The sequence below is a fragment of the Gordonia sp. p3-SID1431 genome (assembly GCF_025143765.1).
GTDB lineage: Bacteria > Actinomycetota > Actinomycetes > Mycobacteriales > Mycobacteriaceae > Gordonia > Gordonia hongkongensis.
The window spans coordinates 64,428-85,853 of sequence record NZ_JAMBDT010000006.1; the positions used below are offsets into that span (position 1 = coordinate 64,428).

The 21,426-nt window shown below is 68.5% G+C and carries 9 protein-coding genes; 2 read left to right on the forward strand and 7 right to left on the reverse strand.

Features of this window, described 5'->3' with window-relative positions; all coding sequences use genetic code 11:
* Nucleotides 1–118 precede the first annotated feature (118 nt).
* Both M4D77_RS03275 and M4D77_RS03280 read left to right on the forward strand, forming a co-directional pair.
* Nucleotides 119–3,529: an arabinosyltransferase domain-containing protein gene (locus tag M4D77_RS03275; RefSeq protein ID WP_137809886.1), complete on the forward strand. Its 3,411-nt coding sequence runs from the start codon at nucleotides 119–121 to the stop codon at nucleotides 3,527–3,529.
* Nucleotides 3,522–7,004, forward strand: coding sequence for an arabinosyltransferase domain-containing protein (locus M4D77_RS03280; protein WP_137809885.1), 3,483 nt, complete (start codon nucleotides 3,522–3,524; stop codon nucleotides 7,002–7,004). Before M4D77_RS03275 ends, M4D77_RS03280 begins: the two co-directional genes overlap by 8 nt.
* A gap of 305 nt (nucleotides 7,005–7,309) precedes the next feature.
* Here the strand turns inward: M4D77_RS03280 and M4D77_RS03285 are convergent, their stop codons facing one another.
* From M4D77_RS03285 to M4D77_RS03315, 7 genes are all read right to left on the reverse strand, one after another.
* Entirely contained in the window at nucleotides 7,310–8,860 is a 1,551-nt protein-coding gene (locus M4D77_RS03285; RefSeq protein ID WP_058250940.1) for an acyl-CoA carboxylase subunit beta, read from the reverse strand.
* Nucleotides 8,861–8,910: 50 nt separating this feature from the next.
* Entirely contained in the window at nucleotides 8,911–14,265 is a 5,355-nt protein-coding gene (gene pks13, locus M4D77_RS03290; protein WP_259935547.1) for a polyketide synthase Pks13, read from the reverse strand.
* A 116-nt stretch (nucleotides 14,266–14,381) separates the two neighbouring features.
* Nucleotides 14,382–16,283: a long-chain-fatty-acid--AMP ligase FadD32 gene (gene fadD32, locus M4D77_RS03295; RefSeq protein ID WP_137809883.1), complete on the reverse strand. Its 1,902-nt coding sequence runs from the start codon at nucleotides 16,281–16,283 to the stop codon at nucleotides 14,382–14,384.
* A 258-nt stretch (nucleotides 16,284–16,541) separates the two neighbouring features.
* The gene (locus M4D77_RS03300) at nucleotides 16,542–17,552 is read right to left on the reverse strand and encodes an LLM class F420-dependent oxidoreductase (RefSeq protein ID WP_068970993.1); all 1,011 of its coding nucleotides are present in this window, start codon (nucleotides 17,550–17,552) and stop codon (nucleotides 16,542–16,544) included.
* Between the two features lie 234 nt (nucleotides 17,553–17,786).
* Nucleotides 17,787–18,800 carry a cutinase family protein gene (locus tag M4D77_RS03305; RefSeq protein ID WP_259935548.1) on the reverse strand — a complete coding sequence of 338 codons (1,014 nt, stop codon included), beginning with the start codon at nucleotides 18,798–18,800 and terminating at the stop codon, nucleotides 17,787–17,789.
* Nucleotide 18,801: 1 nt separating this feature from the next.
* Nucleotides 18,802–19,338, reverse strand: a complete 537-nt coding sequence (locus M4D77_RS03310; RefSeq protein WP_137809882.1) for a DUF732 domain-containing protein — start codon at nucleotides 19,336–19,338, stop codon at nucleotides 18,802–18,804.
* A 270-nt stretch (nucleotides 19,339–19,608) separates the two neighbouring features.
* On the reverse strand, nucleotides 19,609–21,114 hold the full coding sequence (locus tag M4D77_RS03315) for an alpha/beta hydrolase-fold protein (RefSeq protein ID WP_065631252.1): 1,506 nt from the start codon (nucleotides 21,112–21,114) through the stop codon (nucleotides 19,609–19,611).
* Between the last annotated feature and the right edge of the window lie 312 nt (nucleotides 21,115–21,426).

Genomic DNA, 21,426 nt, shown 5'->3' on the forward strand with positions numbered 1-21,426 from the left:
CTCCGGCGGTCTCGCCTCTCCCGCTGGTTGAGCAGGTGACGAGCGCAGCGAGGAGCCGTGTCGAAGCCACCCAAGCCACATCGAGCTATCCGGTCAGGGGATTTGGGTTTGTCACAGCATGGCTGACTACGATGCGCCTGTGCCGAAGTCGCCTGAAGTGTCCGCTGGCAACGCCGACACCACCGTTGGAGCTGCTGCCCAGCGTGCGTCCGGCGCACCGCAGTCCCGCACCGTCGCGCTCGTCGCCGCGGTCGCCGGGCTCATCGCCGTCGTCGCCGGCGTCCTGACCCCGTTCCTGCCCGTCAGCACCTCGACGGCGTCGATCACGTGGCCACAACAGACCGACACCTCGGCATCGGTCACGGCTCCGCTCGTGGCGCAGACCGCACGGAACGTCGACATCTCGATCCCGTGTCGCGTGCTGTCGACGACCCCCGCCGACTCGTCGACCGTTGTGCTGTCGACGATGCCCGCGGCCGCGGTGAAAGCGCGGGACAACGGGCTGTTCGTCGTCGCCGACGCGAACGGTGTATCCGTCACCAACCGCAACAAGACGCTTGCCTCGGTGCCGCGGGACGCGCTGGCCGGTTGTACCGAACTCCGCATCTTCTCCGACGCCACGACGACCGGCGCGCAGTTCGTCGGTCTGCCCCCGGGACCGGCGATCGCGGGCGGCGGCGCCGTCGGCCTCGCCGAACCGGCGTCGAACCCGCAGATCGCCGGCATCTTCACCGACCTCACGCCCGAACAGCTCCGGGCCGCCCCGGGTGTCGACGTCCGCCTCGAGATCGACGATCGCTTCGACTCGTCGCCGTCGATCCTCAAGTGGGTGGTGATGGTCGTCGGTGTCGGAGCCGCGATCGTCGCGCTCGTGGCCGTCGGACGCCTCGACCGCATCCACGGCTATCACCGACGAGTCGGCCGGCGCCTCCGGTGGCGCCGGGTCCTGCGGCCCGGCCCCACCGACATCGGCGTGACGGTGACGCTGGTGGTCTGGCACTTCCTCGGGGCGGGGTCACCCGACGACGGTTACATCCTCAACATGGGGCGCAACGCCGCCGACGCCGGATATCTCGCGAACTACTACCGCTTCTACGGCATCCCCGAGGCACCGTTCGACTGGTACTACAACTTCCTGGCGTACTGGTCGACCATCTCGACGACCGGCCTGTGGATGCGGCTCCCGTCGCTTTTCGCGGGCCTGGCCGCCTGGTTCATCCTCAGCCGAGTTCTCCTGCCCCGCCTGGGTGGCGCCGTGCGGCGGTCGCAGTGGGCGATGCTCACCGGCGCGGCGGTCTTCCTCGCGTTCTGGCTCCCGATGTGTTCGGGGCTGCGCAGCGAGGGAATCATCGTCCTCGGCACCCTGGCGACCTGGTGGGCGGTGGAGGTCACGGTCTCGACGCGACGAATGCTGCCGGCCGTCATCGCCGCATTCACCGCGGCGCTGACGCTCGCCCTGGCCCCGCATGGTCTCGTCGCGCTCGCCCTGCTCATCGCGAGCGCCCGGCCCATGCTCCGCATCCTGGTCCGACGCCGCGCCGAAGACGGGCTCCTGCCGCTGCTCGCCCCGCTCCTCGCCGGAGTGGCGCTGGTCGTCATCATCGTCTTCCGCGACCAGACCCTCGCGACCGTCTTCGAGGCCCTGCGGATCCGTTACTCGGTCGGTCCGACGCTGGCGTGGTATCAGGAACTCCTGCGCTACTACTTCCTCGCGGTGAACACCACCGACGGCGCCCTGGCCCGCCGCATCCCGGTGCTCCTGTTCGCCGTGTCCATGTTCGTCGTCCTGGCGATCATGTTGCGCCGCAAGCGGATCGACGGCCTCGATCCGGGCGCGGTGTGGCGGGCACTGGGCGCCTCCCTGCTGACGATCCTGTTCCTGTCGTTCACGCCGACGAAGTGGACCATCCAGTTCGGCATCTTCGCCGGCCTCGGCGCGGCGCTGGCCGCCGTCGCCTGCGTGGCGATCGGGCAGGCGGCACGCCGCACGCTCCGCAATCTGTCGATCCTGGTCGCCGGGCTGCTGGTGGCGTGCGCGGCCGCAGCGGCGGGCAAGAACGCCTGGCCGTGGCCCTACAACTTCGGCATCGCCTGGTTCGACAAGGCACCTGTCGTCGCCGGGATCCAGGTGTCGACCGTGCTCCTCGCGCTCGCGGTGGTGGCATTGCTGTTCGCCATCTGGCAACACCTCCGGATGGACTTCGTCGACGAGACCGGCCTCGCACATGACCGCGGTGCCGCGCCCGCCGGCTGGCGCATCGGGGTCGCGTCCGCACCGATCGCGGTGATCGCCGTCCTCATCGTCGTCAGTGAACTCGCGGTGTTCGCGAAGGCCGCGACCAGCCGCGCGGACACCTTCACGATGCTGTCCGCCAATCTCGACTCCGCGCGCGGAAACACCTGCGCGATGGCCGATTCCGTGCTCGTCGAGCCCGACCCGAACCGGGGCATGCTGGCACCCGCGGACGGCGGCACGGCGTCGTCGACGCTGCAGGGGCAATCCGAGGGATTCCGTCCCGACGGGGTGAAGCCGGACCTCACACCGCAGGCCGGCGCCCAGAAACCCGGCGCGATGAACACCTCCGCGGACCTGTCGAAGACGTTCATCGTCTACGGCAGCAACCCGGGAACCACCGGCGGCGTCGGGCCTCGCGGCGTCAACGGCAGCACCGCGGCACTGCCATTCGGCCTCGATCCGGCGACCACACCCGTGCTGGGCAGCCACGAGACCAACAGCGGCCAGGCCACTCTGACCACCGGTTGGTATCGCCTGCCCGCCCGCGACTCCTCACCGCTGATCGTCATCACCGCCGCCGGCGCGGTCTTCACGCTCGACCGGGACGGCGTCCCGAACTTCGGGCAGGCGTTGGAGGTTCAGTTCGGTAGGGAGTCCGAAGCCGGCGCCGGGAGCGAAGCGAGCGGGCCGAATGTTCCTGCCAACGGACAGTTCGAGGAGGTCGGCGCGCCCGCGATCCCGATCGACCCCGAGCGGACCAACCGCCCGTGGCGAAACCTGCGCATCCCGATGGACCGCGTTCCCGCTGACGCGACCGTGATGCGAATCGTCGCCCGGGACAACAACCTCGACCCGGACCAGTGGCTCGCGATCACCCCGCCGCGGGCCCCGGTGCTGCAGACCCTGCAGACCGTCGTCGGCTCCACCGATCCCGTGCTCATCGACTTCGCCGCCGGCGCGGTGTTCCCGTGCCAGCGTCCGATGACCGCCCACCACGGCGTCTTCGACCTCCCGCAGTGGCGCATCCTGCCCGAGTCGTGGATCGCCAACTCGCAGTCCAAGACCTGGATGGCCACCGAGGACGGCGGCCTGCTGGCGCCGGTGGAGGCGCTCACGCGGCCGTCGACCCTCGCCACCTACCTCGACGACGACTGGTACCGCGAGTGGGGCAACCTGCAGCGCCTGACCCCGCTGGTGCCGCAGGCGCGACCCGCGGACGTGCAGACGGGAACGTCGACCACCTGGGGATGGTCGCGCCCCGGCCCGATCAGGGTGGTGCCCGAAGATGACTGACCCCGACCACTCGCACGCCGAACCGGCGACGCGGCACACCGGAGAGAACCAGGCAGACGTGGCAGACACCGACACTTCTTCCCGAAGTCCCGCCGACACCGCGCCATTCGTGAGCGACCGCCGCCCGGGCTTCGCCGAACGCCACGCCGGCACCGCGCGTATCGTCGCGATGACCGCGGGCATCGTGGGCATCCTGCTCGCACTGCTCAGCCCGTTCCTGCCGGTCGACTACACCAAGGCCGAACTGACCTGGCCGCAACAGGGTTCGGTGGCGAACGTCGCCGCACCGAACGTGTCGTTCGTCCCGGTCTCGATGGACGTCACGGTTCCGTGTGCACTCGGCGCGTCCTTGCCCGCGTCCGGCGGAGTGCTGTTGTCGACGGTGCCCGAAGGCGGCGCGGAGGCAGGCAAGGTCGGCCTCTTCGTCCGGGCCACCGCCGACTCGCTCCAGGTCGTGCAACGAAACGTCGTGCTGCTCAACACTCCTCGCGCGGCCGCACAGTCGGCGCCGGACTGCCGGATCGTCGTCGAATCCGACACCGAGGGCACGCGGGGGTCGATCCAGGGCCTGCCGGAGAACGCCGCCGGCGCCGGGAGCGGAGCGAGCGCGCCGAATGACGATGACACCGGCGCCGTCCGGTCCTTCGATCTGCGGGATCCCAACGCCCGGCCGCAGATCATCGGTGTGTACTCGAGCCTTCCGGCCGACGTCAGCACCGACGGACTCTCCTTCCGGTCGACCATCGACACCCGGTTCGTCTCCACGCCCACGACACTCAAGTTCTGGCTGCTGGTCCTCGGCATCGCGTCGACGATCCTCTCCCTTGCCGCGCTGGCGGTCCTCGACGCCCGCGACGCGCGCGGCCATCACAAGATCTTCCCGGCGGGCTGGTGGCGCGTACGCCCGGTCGACGGAGTCGTCACCCTGGTGCTGCTGATCTGGCTGTTCGTCGGCGGCAACACTGCCGACGACGGATACCAGGTGACGGTCGGCCGGATCGCCGGCGAGGCCGGTTATCTCGACAACTACTACCGCTACTTCGGTGTCCCGCAGGATCCGTTCGGTTGGCACTACCACTACCTGTCGGCGTGGATGGAGATCAGCACCGCGACGCCGTGGTTGCGATTGCTGCCGTTCCTGTTCGCGATGGCGTCGTGGTGGTTGATCAGCCGGGCCGCGATCCCCCGCCTCGGGCGGGCCGTCCGCGAGTCGACGCCGGCGATCTGGGCTGCCGCCCTGGTCTTCCTGGCGGTGTGGATGCCGTACAACAACGGACTGCGCGTCGAACCGCTCATCGCGCTGGGCACCATCTTCACCTGGGTGTGCGTCGAGCGCGCGATCGCCACCGGCCGGTTCTTCCCGCTGACGATCGGCATCATCTCCGCGGCGTTCACCCTCACCATCCATCCCACCGGCGTCATCGCCTCGATCGCCCTGATCGCCGGCATCCGGCCGCTGATCAAACGTCTCGCGGTGCGCCGCAAGCGCGACGGTCTGTGGCCGCTTCTCCTCCCGATCCTCGCCGCCGGGCTCGCGGTGATGTTCGAGATCTTCGCCGACCAGCCGCTGGCACCGATCCTGGAGGCGGTCTCGGTCAACGGGCAGGTCGGCCCCACCAACAAGTGGTGGGAAGAGCCGATGCGCTACTACATGCTGATGAACCCCACCGCCGACGGCGGAATCGCCCGGCGTTTCGGCATTCTCATCGTGTTCACCTGCTTCGTCCTGGTCGTGGTCATGCTGCTCAATCGGCGCCGCCTGCCCGGCATCGCCACCGCACCCACGTGGCGTCTGGTCGCCATGGTCGCCGGCTCGGCCGTGCTGATGGCATTCCTGCCGACCAAGTGGACCCACCAGCTCGGCGTGTACGCCGCGATCGGCGGCGCGCTCGCCGCGGTGGCAACCGCCTGCGCCGATCGCACGATCATGCGTCGTCGCCGCAACCGGACCCTGTTCGCCGCCGCCTGCGCATATGTTCTGGCGCTCGCATTCTCCGGACGCAACCAGTGGTGGTACGTCGGCAGCTACGGAATCCCCTGGCGGGACGCGGTTCCCGACGTCCGGGGCATTCCGCTCTGGACCGGGATCCTCGCGGTGGCGGTGGCGCTGACCGCTCTCGGTCTGTGGCAACACTTCCGCGACGACTACGTCGACGACGCCGTCCGGACCGGTACGTCGCGGTCGGTGTTCGCCCGACTCCGCAGCCCGTCGATCATCGTCGTGTCGACCATCATGCTGCTGTTCACCCTGGTGTCATTCGCGAAAGCGGACTGGACGCAGCGCAATTCGTGGTCGTGGCTGAGCTCGAACGTCAACGCGCTCCAAGGACAGCCGTGCGCGCTCGCCGACGCCGTACTGGTGGAGGACGATCCGAACGCCGGACTGCTGTCGCCCGCGCGAGTGGCGGGACAGGACAACCCGTCGCCGGGCGCCGCGCTGGCCGGAACCGGGATGGAAGGGTTCGACCCCAACGGAGTGGCGTCGGACCTGTCCGAGGAGACCGAAGAGGAGGCCGAGGAGTCCTCGTCAGGCACCTCGACCGCGGAAGTCGACCGCACCCAGTCCGATCCGACCGAGGACGGAACCAGCGCCGAGACCGACACCACGACCGGTTCCAGCGACACCAGCGGTGGGCAGACCGCCCAGGCCGGCGTCAACGGGTCGACCGTGAAGCTGCCGTTCGGTCTGTCACCGAGCCAGACCCCGGTCCTCGGAACCTACAACTCCCCCAGCGGCACCGGACGCCTCACGTCCGACTGGTATCAGTTGCCGGAGAACCCCTCCGGCGAGCAGCCGCTCGTCACGATGTCGGTGGCGGGGCAGGTCGAGTACATCGACGACCTCGCCGTCACCCGGCCCGGACAGCGAGTGCGACTGCAGTTCGGCCGCGTCGCGCCGGACGGCACGGTGGCACCGGCCGGTCAGATGGTGCCGCTCGACATCGGTGGTGCCCCCGAGTGGCGCAACCTGCGCTTCCCGATGGACCAGGCGCCCCCGGGCGCGACGGTGGTCCGCGTTCTCGCCGAGGACACCTCGACGCTGCGCGACCAGTGGCTGGCCGTCACCCCGCCACGCGTCTCGTCGATGGTGACGCTGAATTCGCTGGTGGGCAGCGAGGATCCGGTGCTCATCGACTGGGAGGCAGGTCTCGCCTTCCCGTGTCAGCGTCCCGCCCAGGTGAAGTACGGGGTTCTGGAGACACCGGAGTGGCGGATCTCGCCGGACCGCGAAGGCGAACGGGTCAACTCCCAGCGCTGGATGGCCGGCGACTCCGGTGGCCCGCTCGGCATCATCGAGAACGAGTTGCGGCCGCGCGTGTACCCGTCGTACCTGCGCAACGACTGGGCCAAGGACTGGGGCATGCTCCAGAGCCTCACCCCGATCCTCCCGCAGACCGACGCCGAACTGACCATCACCACCGACACCCACCACGGACTCTGGACACCGGGACCGATGCGGGCGGTGAAGAACTAGGCAGTCCTGCTACCCGCGCACTACCACGCACTCTGCTCCCCGAGGAGCGCCCGGACCTTGCGGAGGGCGCGTCTACTCCTGCTCCCTGAGGAGCGCCCGGAGCTTGCGGAGGGCGCGTCACGAAGGGTCTTCGCGACCCGAGGTCACCAAGACCCTTCGTGACGCTCGCAAGCTCGCTCCTCAGGGAGCAGGAGGTTAGCTCGCAAGCTCGCTCCTCAGGGAGCAGGGGGGCTGTGATCCTCTCGGATTGGGAGCGGAGGAGGTACAGGTTGCGCTCGCACCTCAGAGCGGAGCGAGGCCCGTCGCTAGATCGGCATCAGGAAATGCTTGCGCGGGGTCTTGAGGACCTCCTTGTCGCGCAACTGCGCCAACGCCTTCCGGAGCTGCAACCGGGTCTCGGCGGGTTCGATGACCGCGTCGACGTAGCCACGCTCGGCGGCGAGGTAAGGAGTGGCCATCATCGTGTTGTAGAAGTCGATGAACTCGCGGCGGATCTTGTCCGCCTCGGCGGCCGAGAGACCTTCGGTCTGACGTCGGGTCAGCACCGCGGCCGCCGACTCGGCGCCCATCACCGCGATCTTCGCTGTCGGCCAGGCGAAGTTGACGTCGGCACCGAGGTGCTTGCTGCCCATCACCGCGTAGGCGCCGCCGTAAGCCTTGCGCAGCACGACGGTCACCTTGGGGACATCGGCTTCGACGTAGGCGTACAGGAAGCGGCCGGAGCGTCGGATGGTGCCCTTCTGCTCCTCCGCGAGACCCGGGAGGATGCCCGGGGTGTCCACCAGGAACACCAACGGGATGCTGAAGGCGTTGCAGATGCGCACGAAACGCGTTGCCTTCTCCGACGAGTCGGTGTCGAGCACACCCGACATCACGCTCGGCTGATTGGCGACCACACCCACCGACCGGCCGTCGACCCGTGCGTACCCGGTGATGATGTTGGGCGCGAACAACTCTCCCACCTCGTGGAAGGCGCCGTCGTCGAACAGCTTGATGATGATGTCGTGCATGTCGTACCCGGCGTTGTCGTTGTCGGGCATGAAGTCGTTGAGCGACAGATCGGACTCGGTGATCTCCGGCTCGAGACCCGGGTTGACGACGGGCGGCCGCTCGTAGGCACTCGACGGCATGTACTGCAGGTACTCACGGACCCAGTCGAACGCGGACTTCTCGTCGGGGGCGACGTGATGGATGTTGCCCCACCGCGCCTGATTGTGCGCGCTGCCGAGGTCCTCGGCCGAGATCTCCTCGCCGTTCACCTGTTTCAGCACATCGGGTCCGGTCACGAACATGTACGACTTGTCCTCGACGGCCACCAGGATGTCGGTGTTGGCGGGGGTGTAGACCGCGCCGCCGGCGCACTTGCCCAGGATCACCGAGATCTGCGGCGCGAGACCGGAGAGCAGATCGTTGCGGCGACCCATCTCGGCGTACCACGCGAGTGAGGTCACGGCATCCTGGATCCGCGCACCGGCCGAGTCGTTGATACCGACCATCGGGCAGCCGATCTTGCCCGCCCACTCCATCAGCGAGGCGACCTTGCGGCCGAACATCTCACCGACGGTTCCGCCGAAGACCGACTGGTCGTGGGAGAATGCCGCCACCGGGCGCCCGTGCACCAGCCCGTGTCCGGTGACCACGCCGTCGCCGTAACCACTCTCGGCCGCACCCGGCATCTTCGCCAGCGCACCGATCTCGACGAAGGTCCCGGGATCGAAGAGCATGCTCAGACGCTCACGCGGAGAACAGATCCCCTTCGCCGCGCGTTTCGCGAGCGCCTTCTCGCCTCCCGGCTCACGAGCGGCCTCCAACTTCTGACGGAGGTCGGCGAGCTTGCCTGCGGTGGTGTCAGCCACGGTGTCTCACTTTCTACGCGACCACTGATTGACGATGAGCAGCCGTGCCGCTACTGCTCATCGAGCCGTCCGACCCGCGCGGCCAGGTCGTTGCCGATCTTGGCGATGTACGGCTCGTCGACGATCGAGAGGTGGTCACCGCCGACGTGGATGATCTCCAGGTCGTCGACGACCTCACCCCAGCGGCCGTCTTCGTCGATCTCGGCCCACTGCGGTTCGAGTTCGACGGCGCCGGCGTGCATCTTGTCGGCCCGGTACAGCACGACCTTGCCGTCGTAGGGTTCCGGCGCGATGCTGCTCAGCACGCGGTTCTCGATGAACGAGGTCCGCTGGTGTTCGATGATGCCGCCGGGGATCTTGGTGCCCGACATCGACATCATCTCCATGATGATCGCGAACTGCCCCTCGTCGTCGGCCTCGACGAGCCGATCCATCGGGATCGGAACATCGGGGTCGAGGTCGTAGTTGCGGATCGCGAACTCCTTCCAGCGCTCGAGCCGCGCCCGCTTGCTGTCCGGCGTCTCGGTCATGTCCGCGCGAGGGCGCACCACGTCGATGAGGCCCACGAAGGCAACTTCTTCCCCGGCCTCACGCAGGAGTTGCGCGACGCCATAGGCGAGCGCACCGCCGAAGGACCAGCCGACCAGCACGTACGGGCCGTTCGGCTGCAGCTCACGCAGGCGCGGAAGGTATTCGCGCACACGGTCTTCGATCGATCCCTCGACTCCACGGTCGAAGCCGATGACGGGCCGGTCCGCCGGCAGACGCTTCAGCAGCGCCTCGTAGGCGGAGGTGTTCCCGCCCGCGGGATGGAACAGCAGGATCGGCGTCGGATCGCCGGCGGACGGGTCATAGACCTTCTTGCCGTCCGGGACGAGGCGCAGGTAGCGCAGGAACCCGTCGGTCGACGCGCCGGCATCGAGATGCTCGCGCACGTAGTTCGACATCTCCTCGATCGTCTCGGAGTCGAGGATGTCCTCGACGTCGAGATCCCCGCCGGTGCGCTCGTTGAGGCGATCGGTGAGCTGCTGGGCCACGTCCTCCGACAGCACCGGCAGCTTGTTGAAGATGCCGCCGGCCGAGGCCTTGGTGACCACCGCGTACGTGCCGAAGGTCAAGCGCTCGGCGGCATCCCGCGGCGGCACGTCCGAGCCGGCCGCCTCGGCGACGGCCCGCTGCGAGGTGATGTCGGTGGCCGGCTTCGGGGTTGCCGCGGGAGCGGCCGACTCCTCGACCGCCTCCTCGCGTGACGACACCTCCGGTTCGGGCGAGTTCGCGACCGCCTGCTCGACGTCGGCCAGATCCTCGGCGATGTGCCGCTTCGGCTCCGGCGACTGCTCGCCGGGCTCGTCGGACTGACCGGCCGGTGCGGAGGCCGCCGACTCACCACCGCCGGCGTTCTGCTCGTCGATGTAGGCATTGAGCGCCGCGGTGTCGAGTTCGCCACCGCCGGCGGCATTCTGGGCGAGATCGTCGAGCTGATCGCGATGCGTCACCGCGAAGTCGACGAACTTCTCGACGTCGGCGAGGTTCGCCTGGCGCATCGCCTGCAGTTGCAGCTGCGGGATGTCGAACTCGTACTCGACGCGGTTCTTGATCCGCACCGCCATCAGCGAGTCGAGACCGAGCTCGATCAGCGGGATCTCGCGCGGCAGGTCCTCGGGGTCGTAGCCCATGGACTCGCCGACGATGATCGCGAGCCGATCACCCACCGTCTCACCGGATTCGGGGTTCCATCGGTTGCCGATGTCGTCGACGACGTCGTCCTCGACGACCACCGTGTCATCGGCGAACACCTCGGCACCGGACCGTGCCGGGGCTGCCGGCGCGGCCGTGACCTCACCTGCGGTGTCGTCGAGGTCGCCGGTCACCGCCGCCTCGAACAACAGCTGGAAGTTCTTGTCCGCCTTGGCGTGCACGGTCACCGCCGCACCGCCGGGATGCGGGCTCAGCGTCGTCGTGAGGGTTCCCGATGCCGGGATGGCGCTGTGCGCGACCGACGCCCCGACAGCCGCATTCGCCAGGACCTGGGCCGCCGCGGCACGCACCAGTTCACGCGGATCGGTGACCGCGACCGCTTTGACCTCCCAGGCGTGACGGCCGTCGGGCAGTGCCACGTGCGATCCCGGGACCGTGCCGGCCGAGCCGCCCGAGGAGATCTTCGCGGTGAGCCAGAACTCCTTGCGCTCGAAGCGGGTACGCGGAATGGCCGCGTGACCACCGCGACCGAACAGCGACGCGACGTCGACCGGATGTCCGTGCACGTAGAGCTTCATCAGCGCGTTGACGAGTCCGTAGCTCTCGTCCTCCTTACGCCGCAGCGTCTCGATGAGCTCGGCGTCGTGCAGCCCAGCCGAGAAGGTCACCGCGGCAACGGAGATCAGAACGGCCGGGTTCGGCGAGAGCTCCAGGAAGGTGCGGTGGCCGTTCTCCACCGACTTCGCGATCGCCTGGCTGAACCACACGCTGTGGCGCAGCCCCTTGGTGAAGTAGTCGATCGTGTGGACGGGTTCGTGACCGGCGCGGTAGAAGACCTCGCGGTCGACCGAGCTGTAGAACCCGGTGGTGGGCCGCAACGGCGTGATACCGGTGAGTTCGTAGGCCAGCTCGCCCAGGAGCGGGTCCATCTGCGAGGTGTGGCTGGCGCCCTTGGTCGCCAGTTTGCGTCCGAGCTTGCCCTCCTTCTCGGCACGCTCGACGATGGCGTCGACCTGCGACTCCGGTCCGCCGATGACGGTGTGCGTCGGAGCGGCGTAGACACAGATCTCGAGGTCGGGGTAGTCGGTGAGGACGTCGGTGATGTCCTCGGCGCTGTACTCGACGAGCGCCATCAGGCGGATGTCGTCGCCCTGGAGCATCGACTCGCCCTCGCCCATCAGGCGCGAGCGCTGGCAGATCACCCGGGTCGCGTCTTCGAGCGAGAGACCGCCGCTGATGTACGCGGCCGAAGCCTCGCCCATCGAATGCGGCACGAGCACACCGGGTTCGGCGCCGTGGTGCCGCAGGGTGTCGGCGAGCGCGACCTGGATCGTGTAGATGCCGACCTGGCTCTGCTCGATGCCGTAGGTCTGCTCGTCGTCGACGAACATCTCCGCGATCGAGTACCCGAGCTCGTTCTGCACCAGCTCGTCGACCCGGTCGACGTACTTGGCGAAGATCGGATTCTCGGTGTAGAGCTGCTTGGCCATCTTGCGGTGCTGCGAACCGAAGCCGGAGAGCAGCCAGACCGCGGACGCGGCGTCGGGCGAATCCGACGAGTAGACAAGCGGATTGCTCTTGCCCTCGGCCACCGCGCGGACACCGGTGATCGCGTCGTCGTGCGTACGGGCCATGACGACGGCGCGCGAGCGTCCGTGATTGCGGTGTGCCAGCGCGCGGCCGATGTCGGCGAGCGGCGTCGACCGTCCCTCGTCGGACTCGAGCCACTCGAGCAGGTCCGCGGCGGTCTTGCGCCGACGCGACGGCAGGAAGCCCGAGATGACCAGCGGCACAACCGAACCCTCGACCGCGCACGGTGCGAACCCGGCGGTCGGATCCGGCGCGGTCTCCTCGATCACCGGATCGATGTTCTTCGCCTGCGCGGCGAGCACGGCGCGCTCGGCCTCGGTGAGGAACTCATCATCGGTTTCGACAGGCTCAACCAGCGGGGAACGGTCAGGCTCTCCCGGCAGCGACGCCGACGCCGGCAACTCGGATGCGCCCGCATCGCCTGCGGGCGCGGACTCCGGCGCGAGATCCTCGGGCCGCACCTCGCGGACGACGACGTGCGCGTTGGTGCCGCCGAAACCGAATCCGGAGACACCGGCGACGGCATGACCGGAATAGCGCGGCCACTCGGTGGCCTCCGGGATGACCTTGAGATTGTTGGCGTCGAACTGGATGTACGGGTTGGGGCCGCTGTAGTTCAGCGACGCCGGGATGGTGCCGTGCTGCATCGCGAGGACGACCTTGGCCAGCGCACCCGCGCCCGCGGCCGACTCCATGTGGCCGTAGTTCGTCTTGACCGACCCGAGCAGCATCGGCGAGCCGGGGAGGCGTCCGCGACCGACCACGCGGCCCAGGGCGTCGGCCTCGATGGGATCGCCGAGGATGGTCCCGGTGCCGTGGGCCTCCACGTAGTCGACGGTGCGCGGATCGATCGCGGCGTCGGCATAGGCGTCCCGCAGGACGTCGACCTGCGCCTCGGGGTTCGGGGCCGGCAGGCCGTTCGAGCGACCGTCGCTGTTGACCGCCGAGCCCGCGATGACCGCGAGGACGTCGTCGCCGTCACGACGCGCGTCGGACAGTCGCTTCAGGACGAACAGTCCGCCGCCCTCGGCGCGGATGAATCCGTCCGCGTCGGCGGAGAACGCCTTCACGTGTCCGTCCGCCGCCTGGGCGCCGATCTTGTCGAAACCGAGCGTCGCCGCCGGGTTGATGATCAGGTTGACGCCGCCGGCCAGCGCGAGGTCGGATTCGCCGGTCCGCAGGCTGCGGACGGCCTGATGGACGGCCACCAGCGACGACGAGCACGCGGTGTCGAGGGCGATCGACGGTCCGCGGAAGTCGTAGAAGTAGGACACCCGGTTCGCGACGATCGCGGTGGAGGTGCCGGTCAGCGCATACGCGGCGGTGTCCTCGGCGCCCTCGCTCAGGCCGAGGGTCGCCAGCAGCTGGTAGTCGTTCGTGGAGGAGCCGATGAACACACCGACCGGAGCGCCCTTGAGATCGCTCGGCGGGATGTGCGCGTGCTCGAGTGCCTCCCAGGTCAGCTCGAGCGCGAGACGCTGCTGCGGGTCGACCATCTCGACCTCGCGCGGGCTCATCTGGAAGAAGTCGGCGTCGAAGGTGCGGACGTCGTCGAGGTAGCCGCCCTTGGTGTTGGCCGCGTCGAGGATCTCGACGAGCCGGGGATCGGACCGGAACTCCGACCACCGATCCGCGGGCAGGTCCGAGACACCGTCGACGCCGGCGATGAGCGCGTCCCACGTCGACTCGGGCGTCGTGCCCGACTTCGGGAACCGGGTCGACAGCCCGACGATCGCGATGTCGTCGTCCGCGGTGCGCTCGCGCCGCCAGAAGGTGTCCGCGTCGCCGTCGGCGCCCTCGTCGGGGTCGCCCTCGATGATGCGCTGCGCGAGCGTGGCGATCGTCGGATGGTTGTAGACGACCGTCGCGGTGAGGATCACCCCGGTCTTGTCCTCGACGTCGGCGGCGAGCGCCACGGCGTCGCGGGACGAGAGACCGAGCTCCTCCATGGGACGGTCGACGGCGATCTGCTCGACGGGGAGCCCGGTCGCCTGTGACACCCACTCGCGCAGCCAATCACGAAGCTGGTCGACAGTGAGGTCACCGGCGGTCTCGCCGTCGGTGCCGGCCGCGGCGGAATCGATACTGCGGGCCTCGTCGGTATTCAGTTCAGACATCGCTTCCAGACTACTGATCTCGGGGCACCTGAACTGGTGCCGGGTGCATTATCAGCCCGCGGGGTGTCCGGGCGCGGCAACTCGACGCACTCACCCCGCCCGGGTCCGCAGATTCGCTACTCGGCGTCCGGGAACGCCGTCTGCTTGTAGCCGCCCCGGAGACTGCCGTCGATGTAGGCCGCACGGGTCGCGCGCCGCGCGATCTTGCCCGACGACGTGCGCGGGATCGAGCCGGCCGGGACCAGCAGGACGTCACGGACCATCACGCCATGACGCTGGGCCACCGCGGCACGCACGGTGTCGGCGACCTCCTGCGGGTCGGCCTTGCGGCCGGGTCCGCGCTCGGCGACGATGACCAACTGCTCGGACGCGTCGTCGGTGTCGGGCTTCAAGCCGCTGCCGGCGAACTCGAACACCTCGCCCGGCAACTGATTGGCCGGCACCGAGAACGCGGCGACGAAGCCGGGGCGCAGCGCGTCGCTGGCTTCCTGCGCGCTGTACTCGAGGTCCTGCGGGTAGTGGTTGCGGCCGTCGACGATCACCAGGTCCTTGACTCGCCCGGTGATGTAGAGCTCACCGTCGAGCCAGACCCCGAAGTCGCCGGTGCGCATCCAGATCGCGTCCGCGGGCGCACCCTCGGCGTGACTGTTCTCCGGGAGCGGGGTGACCAGCTTGTTGTGGAATGTCTCCTCGGTCTCCTCCGGCTTGTTCCAGTAGCCGGCGCCGATGTTCAGACCGTGCAACCAGATCTCCCCGACATGGCCGTCGGGCTGTTCGGTCGCCGTCTCGGTGTCGACGATGGTGGCCCACTGGCTCACCGCGACCTGACCACACGACACCTGCGCGACCGCGTTGGGCGCGTCGGACTCGACGAGGGTGAAACTGCCGGCGTTGAGGTCGTCGCGGTCGACATAGACGACCTTCGCCTCGTTCTCGCGCTGCGTCGCGGACACGAACAGCGTGGCCTCGGCCATGCCGTAACAGGGCTTGATCGCCGTCTTCGGCAGCCCGTACGGCGCGAACGCCTCGTTGAACTTCTTCATCGAGCTGACCGTGACCGGCTCCGACCCGTTGATCAGACCGATGACGTTGGAGAGGTCGAGCTCCTCGCCCTCCTTCGGCAGACCGCGCGCGGCGGCGTGCTCGAAGGCGAAGTTGGGAGCCGCGGCGAAGGTCTCCGCGCCGTCGGCGGCGGCGGCGAGCTCCTTGATCCAGCGACCGGGACGGCGCACGAATGCCTGCGGGCTCATGATCGTGATGTAGCGGCCGCCGAGCGCGGGCAGGATCACGGTGAGCAGACCCATGTCGTGGAACATCGGCAGCCAGGTGACGCCGCGGGCCTCGCGATCGATGCCGATGGTGTCGGAGATCTGCAGCACGTTCGCGGCGACCGCCTGATAGGTGATCTCCACACCGGCCGGGACGCGCGTCGAACCCGAGGTGTACTGCAGGTAGGCGACGGTGTCCTTGTTGTGGTCCTGACCGGCGACCGGTGCCACCCAGCTCGACCCGACCGAATCCGGGACGGCGTCGACGGCGATGACGCGCGGACGCTCCTTGGCCGGCAGCGGCGCGAAGAAGTCACGCACCGCCTCGGCGGACTTCGTCGAGGTGAGGATCGCGGTCGGCTTGCAGTCGTCGAGGACCGCGTGCAGTCGGTCGGTGTGTCCGGGCTCGTCCGGAGAGAACAGCGGGACGGCGACGTTGCTGGCGTAGAGCGCCGCGAAGAACCCGATCACGTACTCCAGCGACTGCGGCGCGAGGATCGCCACGCGGTCGCCCGGCTTGGTGACCTGCTGCAGACGTGCTGCAACGGCGCGGAGTCGCTTGCCGAACTGCGCCCACGTCAGATCCTGGGGCTCGCCATCGCGTTCGCGGCTGTAGTCGATGAACCGGTAGGCCAGTGTGTCGGCCTGTTCGCGGACGTTCTGCTCGACATAGTCGACCAGGGTCGCTTCCTCGGTGAAAGAGATGTTCCCGGTCTCATCGAGAAAGTCTTCGAGTTCAGTACTCAGCATTCATTACTCCTGTGCCCCCTCGTGGACTCCCCCACGCGGGCGCAGTTCTCCGGCGAGGTCTTGACGACACCACCACGCAGTCCTGCTGTCCACGTCCTGTGCCGACCGCGGGATACGGTAGCGCACGTCCAGTTACCCAACGAAAAAACTCGCGTTCGTCATGCTCGGCTTCGCATGAGCGCGCGTCGCCCTTCGACGCGCGCCCCCGGGTTCACCGCCCCGTCACCTCGCTGTTGACTCGCGAGACCGTCGGCCATCCTACTCCCCCTTCAATTGCGCCAGCACGGGCGCAAAAGCATCCATCTGCGTGGGGAACACCCCTACGTAGGACATGGTGGTGCGGCGGCGCACCTCCCGGATCTGGTCGGCGATCTCGTCGAAGCTCCCGATCGCGATGTACGGCGAGGTCAGCACGTCGTCGACGGTGAACTCGGTGTCGTGCGCGATGTTGGGCGGATAGCCCTGTTCGAGCGCCTTCAGCGCCATCTCGGCGGTGGCGACCCGATCGTCGGTGATGACGATGACAGCGATCGTCCAGTTCAGTTCGAGCTCGTCGAACCGGTCGCCGGCGACCTGCCGGATCCGGTCGACACGCTCGGCGGTCTTCTCGATGGTCATGTCGGACAGCTTCATCTTGCCGTCGGTGGTGGTGCCGGGCGCGACGGAGATGATGTCGGCGTGCTTGGCGGCCAGGGCGAGCATCTTGGGTCCACCGCCGCCGACGGCGATCGGCGGACGCGGTCCCTGCCGCGGCCGTGGACTGCCCTCGAGGCCGTTGATCTGATAGAACTCGCCGTCGAAGTTCACCGTCTCCCCGCGCATCAGGCCGTCGAGGACGGTCAGCGCCTCGTCGAGGCGACGGATCCGGACGCCGGGCGACTCGAATTCGATGCCGGCCTTGTCGAACTCCTCTTTCATCCACCCGGCGCCGATGCCCAACTCGAGTCGTCCCCTGCTCAGGACGTCGATCGTGTTGGCCTCCTTGGCGAGGAGGGCGGGATGACGCCAGCCGTTGGCCAGCACCGAGGTCGCGAGGCGGATCGTGCTGGTGGCCTGCGTCAGCGCGCCGAGGGCCGCGAGCGGACCGACCTGGTTGCCGAGGTGGTCGGGCACCGCGAAGGTGTCGTAGCCGTATTCCTCGGCCGTCTGCGCCAGCTTGACGAACTTGCGGGCACCGCCCTCGTCCTTGTTGCCCTCACCACCCGCGCCGAAGCGGAACTTCCGCAATCCGGCCGAGGTGGCACCGGCATCGCTCGGGGGTTGCGTCATCGCTGTCCTCTCATCGTGATCGCCGGCTGGTGAGGTCGCGTGCGGCGTCTGCGGCGCACTGCGGTGTTCCTCGGGCCAGCCCAACACGTTAATGCAGCGTGACGGCGCCGCCAAACGAATCGGCCGCAGCCGCGAGAAGAGGTTACCGGCCGGTTAGTTCGACGATGCGGGCGGTCGGGTGAGTCGCGTCTGGAGACGCTTCTATCCGGCCAGCCGTGACCGGCAGGTTGCCGGTCAGTTGTGCTTCGGCTGGGGTGCGCCCTCGATGAGATCCTTGGACCAGTCGTACATCCACTGGGTCGCGGTCTGACCGTCGTTCTCCCAGTAGCGGGTGGTCGCGTACATCGCGTGGACGGGATTCGACGCCGCGTTCGTCAGCTTCGACACCGCCGCCAGCGGGTTGACGATCGTCGGCGAGTCACAGATGAGATCGCCCGGGGCGCAGATGGATTGAACCCGGTCGCGGAGATCGCCGAAACCGCCGGTGCGCGGGCCGGTCATGGAGATGCCGGGAACGAGGTTGCCCATGCCACCGAGCGCGATCTCGGCACCCACGCCGTTCGGGCTCGGCTCGATGTCGTTCTGCTCACCAGGTTGGCGCCGACCGTCGGCGATCAGCCCGACGCCCAGCACGAGATCCTGGTCACCGTCCTCGAGCACGCCCCGGCCGTTGCCGATGTTGCTGGCCAGATCGCCGGCGATGACCGCACCCTGACTGAATCCCATGATCACGTAGCTCGTCAGCGGGCAGCGTTCGTTGGTGGAGATGATCTTGCCCGCCGCACGCTTGTAGCCCTGCGTGCGTGACACGTTGTAGTCGGCCTGCCGGTCGGCGAGGTTGGTCGGATTCCGGAACTGCGCCGTGTAGGGAACGGTGTAGATCTCGCTGCGGGACGAGTCGAAGTCATTCGAGAGGGCACGCGACACGCGCAGCATCAACGAGTTCGGATTCGCCGACGGCGCGTACGGATCGTCGTCGGCGCTCGACTCCCAGGTCCCGGGCACGACGACGGTCAGGACGTCCGGGCAGTCCGCCGGCTGTGCATCCGGCCGTTCTTTCGACGGCGGGGTCGTCGACGGCCCGCCGGGGCCGATCGGCGCGGGTCCCGGAGCCAGCCACACCAGGACCAGCACGACGATGAGCACGATCGCGATGACCGCGAGCGCGAGGAGGAGCAGCGCGAAGGCGCCGAGCCGCCGGACGGGACCCTTCCGGGTGCGGCCCGCGGCGTTGCGTCGAGCGGCCACGTCAGCAGTAGTGCTGTTCGGCCGCGCGGATGACCTTGTCGGCCTTCGAGTTCGCTTCCTCGACGTTGTCCGCCCCCGGACCCACGGAGGCGGTGACGAAGGCCTTCACCATGCTCGGGTCGGTGCCCTTCTGCTTGGCTCCACAGACGTACTTCGCCATCGTCAGGGCCACTGAATTGTCGTTGTCACCCATGAACGTGACGTCCTGCTGCTTCAACGCGGCGAGATACGCGCGGGCCTTGTCGTCGAGCGGCTGGCCGCTGGGTCCGGGGAAGCTGGCCGGGACCTTCGTACTGGGGTTCGGTTCGGTCGCCGGCAGGTCCGACGTGCCGCCGGGCGTGGACGGGGTGGTCTCCTCGGATGTGGACCCCTGCGACGCGCTCGTCGACGGAGCGGCCGAGTACAGCGACGTCGTCGTGACCGGGTTGTTGGTGATCGGCGCACTCGCCGTCGAGTCATCGGCGCAGGCCGACACGGACCCGAGCGCGAGAGCGAGGCCCGTCACGGCCAGCACCAGCCGCACACACTTCGTTGTCATCGCCACTTCCTGCCGAACCTTTCGGGTCGAGATCAACGCACCGCCGGACGGTCTCGTCCGGCGACACTCACGTCCGGCCTGCGGCCGATCGCAACGCAGGGGCACCCTGCATCGCACACCACGTCAGGCTACCGTCCGCGCGAGGCCGTTCCGGCCGCCGCACCAGCACCACCTGCGGTAACGGTCCGATTCCTCAGCGAAGTTTCAGGCCGTACACACGTGGGGTCGAGGTTGGGGCACCGTCGGCGCCCCGTCCCCTCCTTCTGACCGTCACTTCAGGACCTTGGTGCCGTCCTTCGCCGTCCAGGTGATCCGGCCATGCTCGAAGTGGTTGACGCGGCCCTTGCCGTCGCGGGTCGGGAGTTCGTCGGTCGTCGGCTTGCCGAGACGTCCGCTCGGTCCACCGGCAGCGACGTAGGCGCCACCGATCGCGCCGGTGACGATCTTCGGACCCTTCGGGCCGGTGAACATGCGTCCGCCGGCGAAGTCCTGTGCCTTGCCACCGGCAACCGGGTACGACGGGGTGAGGCAGCCCCCGAGCGTCGCCTTGTTGGCGTCCCAGACCTTGCGGAAGGCGCCGTCGACGCGGCATGCGACCGCGTCGCGCGACAGTCCGAGGGCCGCGGCGGCCTGCGGCCACGCCTGCATCATCTCGAACTCCCAGTACGGCCAGGTGTGGGTGCCCGACGGCCGGTAGTTCGCCTGGCCCGGAATCCCCTTGCGATTCAACTGGATCGCGAACTGTTGCGAGGTCACGCGGCTCAGCATCTCGAGTCCGACGCCGGAATAGTTGGTCGCGAGCATCGGGATGTCCGACGGCTTGTCGTGCGGGCCGACCATGCCGTTGCCCGAGGAGACGTACAGGCTCGTGCCCTGCAGTTTGTCGACCATCAGATAGGGGTCGTGCTCTTTCCACGCCGGATCGGACGGCGGACCGAACATCTTCATCGAGTCGTAGCCGCCACCGTCGCGCACCGCGAACTGGATGGCCTGCGGCATGCCGAACGAGCTCAGCTGCAGGATCCCCGAGAACGACGCCGCGAACTTGTAGAAGCCGGGATTGCGCGCGGCCAGCATCATCGCCGCGGATCCACCCATCGAGAGTCCCTCGATGCCGCGGACGTCCGTGGAGCGCCAATCGTTCTCCAAGATGGGCGGCAGTTCCCGCATGAGGAACGTCTCCCACTTGTAGTTCTTCCCGCGGTCGGGTTCCTTCCAGTCGGTGTAGAAGCTCGACTCACCACCGATCGGCAGGATGACGTTGACGTTCTTGTCCTTGTAGAAGTCGACGATCTTGGTGTTGATGATCCAGCCGCTCTGATCGTCCTGCGCGCGCAGGCCGTCGAGCATCGTCAGCTGCGGGAACTTCTCCTTCGGCTTCGCGTGCCAGTCACGGGCCAGCAGGATCTGCACCTGGATGTTGGTGTTCATCGCCGGCGAGTAGACCCACAGGGCCACCCGCCGGTCGGTGTACCAGTAGGTGTTCGTCACCCTCGCCGGCTGGGCGGCCGGCACCGACGCCGGGGCGACCGGGGCGCGCGAGCTCGGTGGCGCGGGCGCCGGAGCGCTCGGCGACGCCGGCGGCGCGGGCGGGGCCGGAGCGGGCTCGGCGCCGGCGAGACCGTTGCCGATGACGAGCACCGCGGCGGTCGCCAGCGCGACCACGGCCGCCGTCACCGGGCGAAGGGTCGCCCGACGACCGGCCGGGCGCGCGTCACCCTGTCCTGCGTCAGCCGGTCGCGCGTCGACCCTGCCTGTACCACTGTTTCGCCGCATCACTCTCCAGAACTCCTTCGCCCCTGTACGCCGGCGCCCGCAGCGTCGTGACCGATTCCCCGTCAGTCACACGTGCCTCATGAGTATCAAACGCCTCAGGAGTTTCTTACACGCCACAGCGAGGCCTGTCCGCACGCCACGCTGTGACACGTGGGATTTGTGTGACAGTTGATATCTGTGGGGTCGGTCGTCCGCTGGAAACCACGCTCCATACAGGCGTGGCGGACTGTAGGGCGTTGGGGCCCCTCTGGAGGGCGGTTTTCAGCGTGGACCTCAGAGCAGGGTGCGCCCACGCACGACGACGCCCCCCCC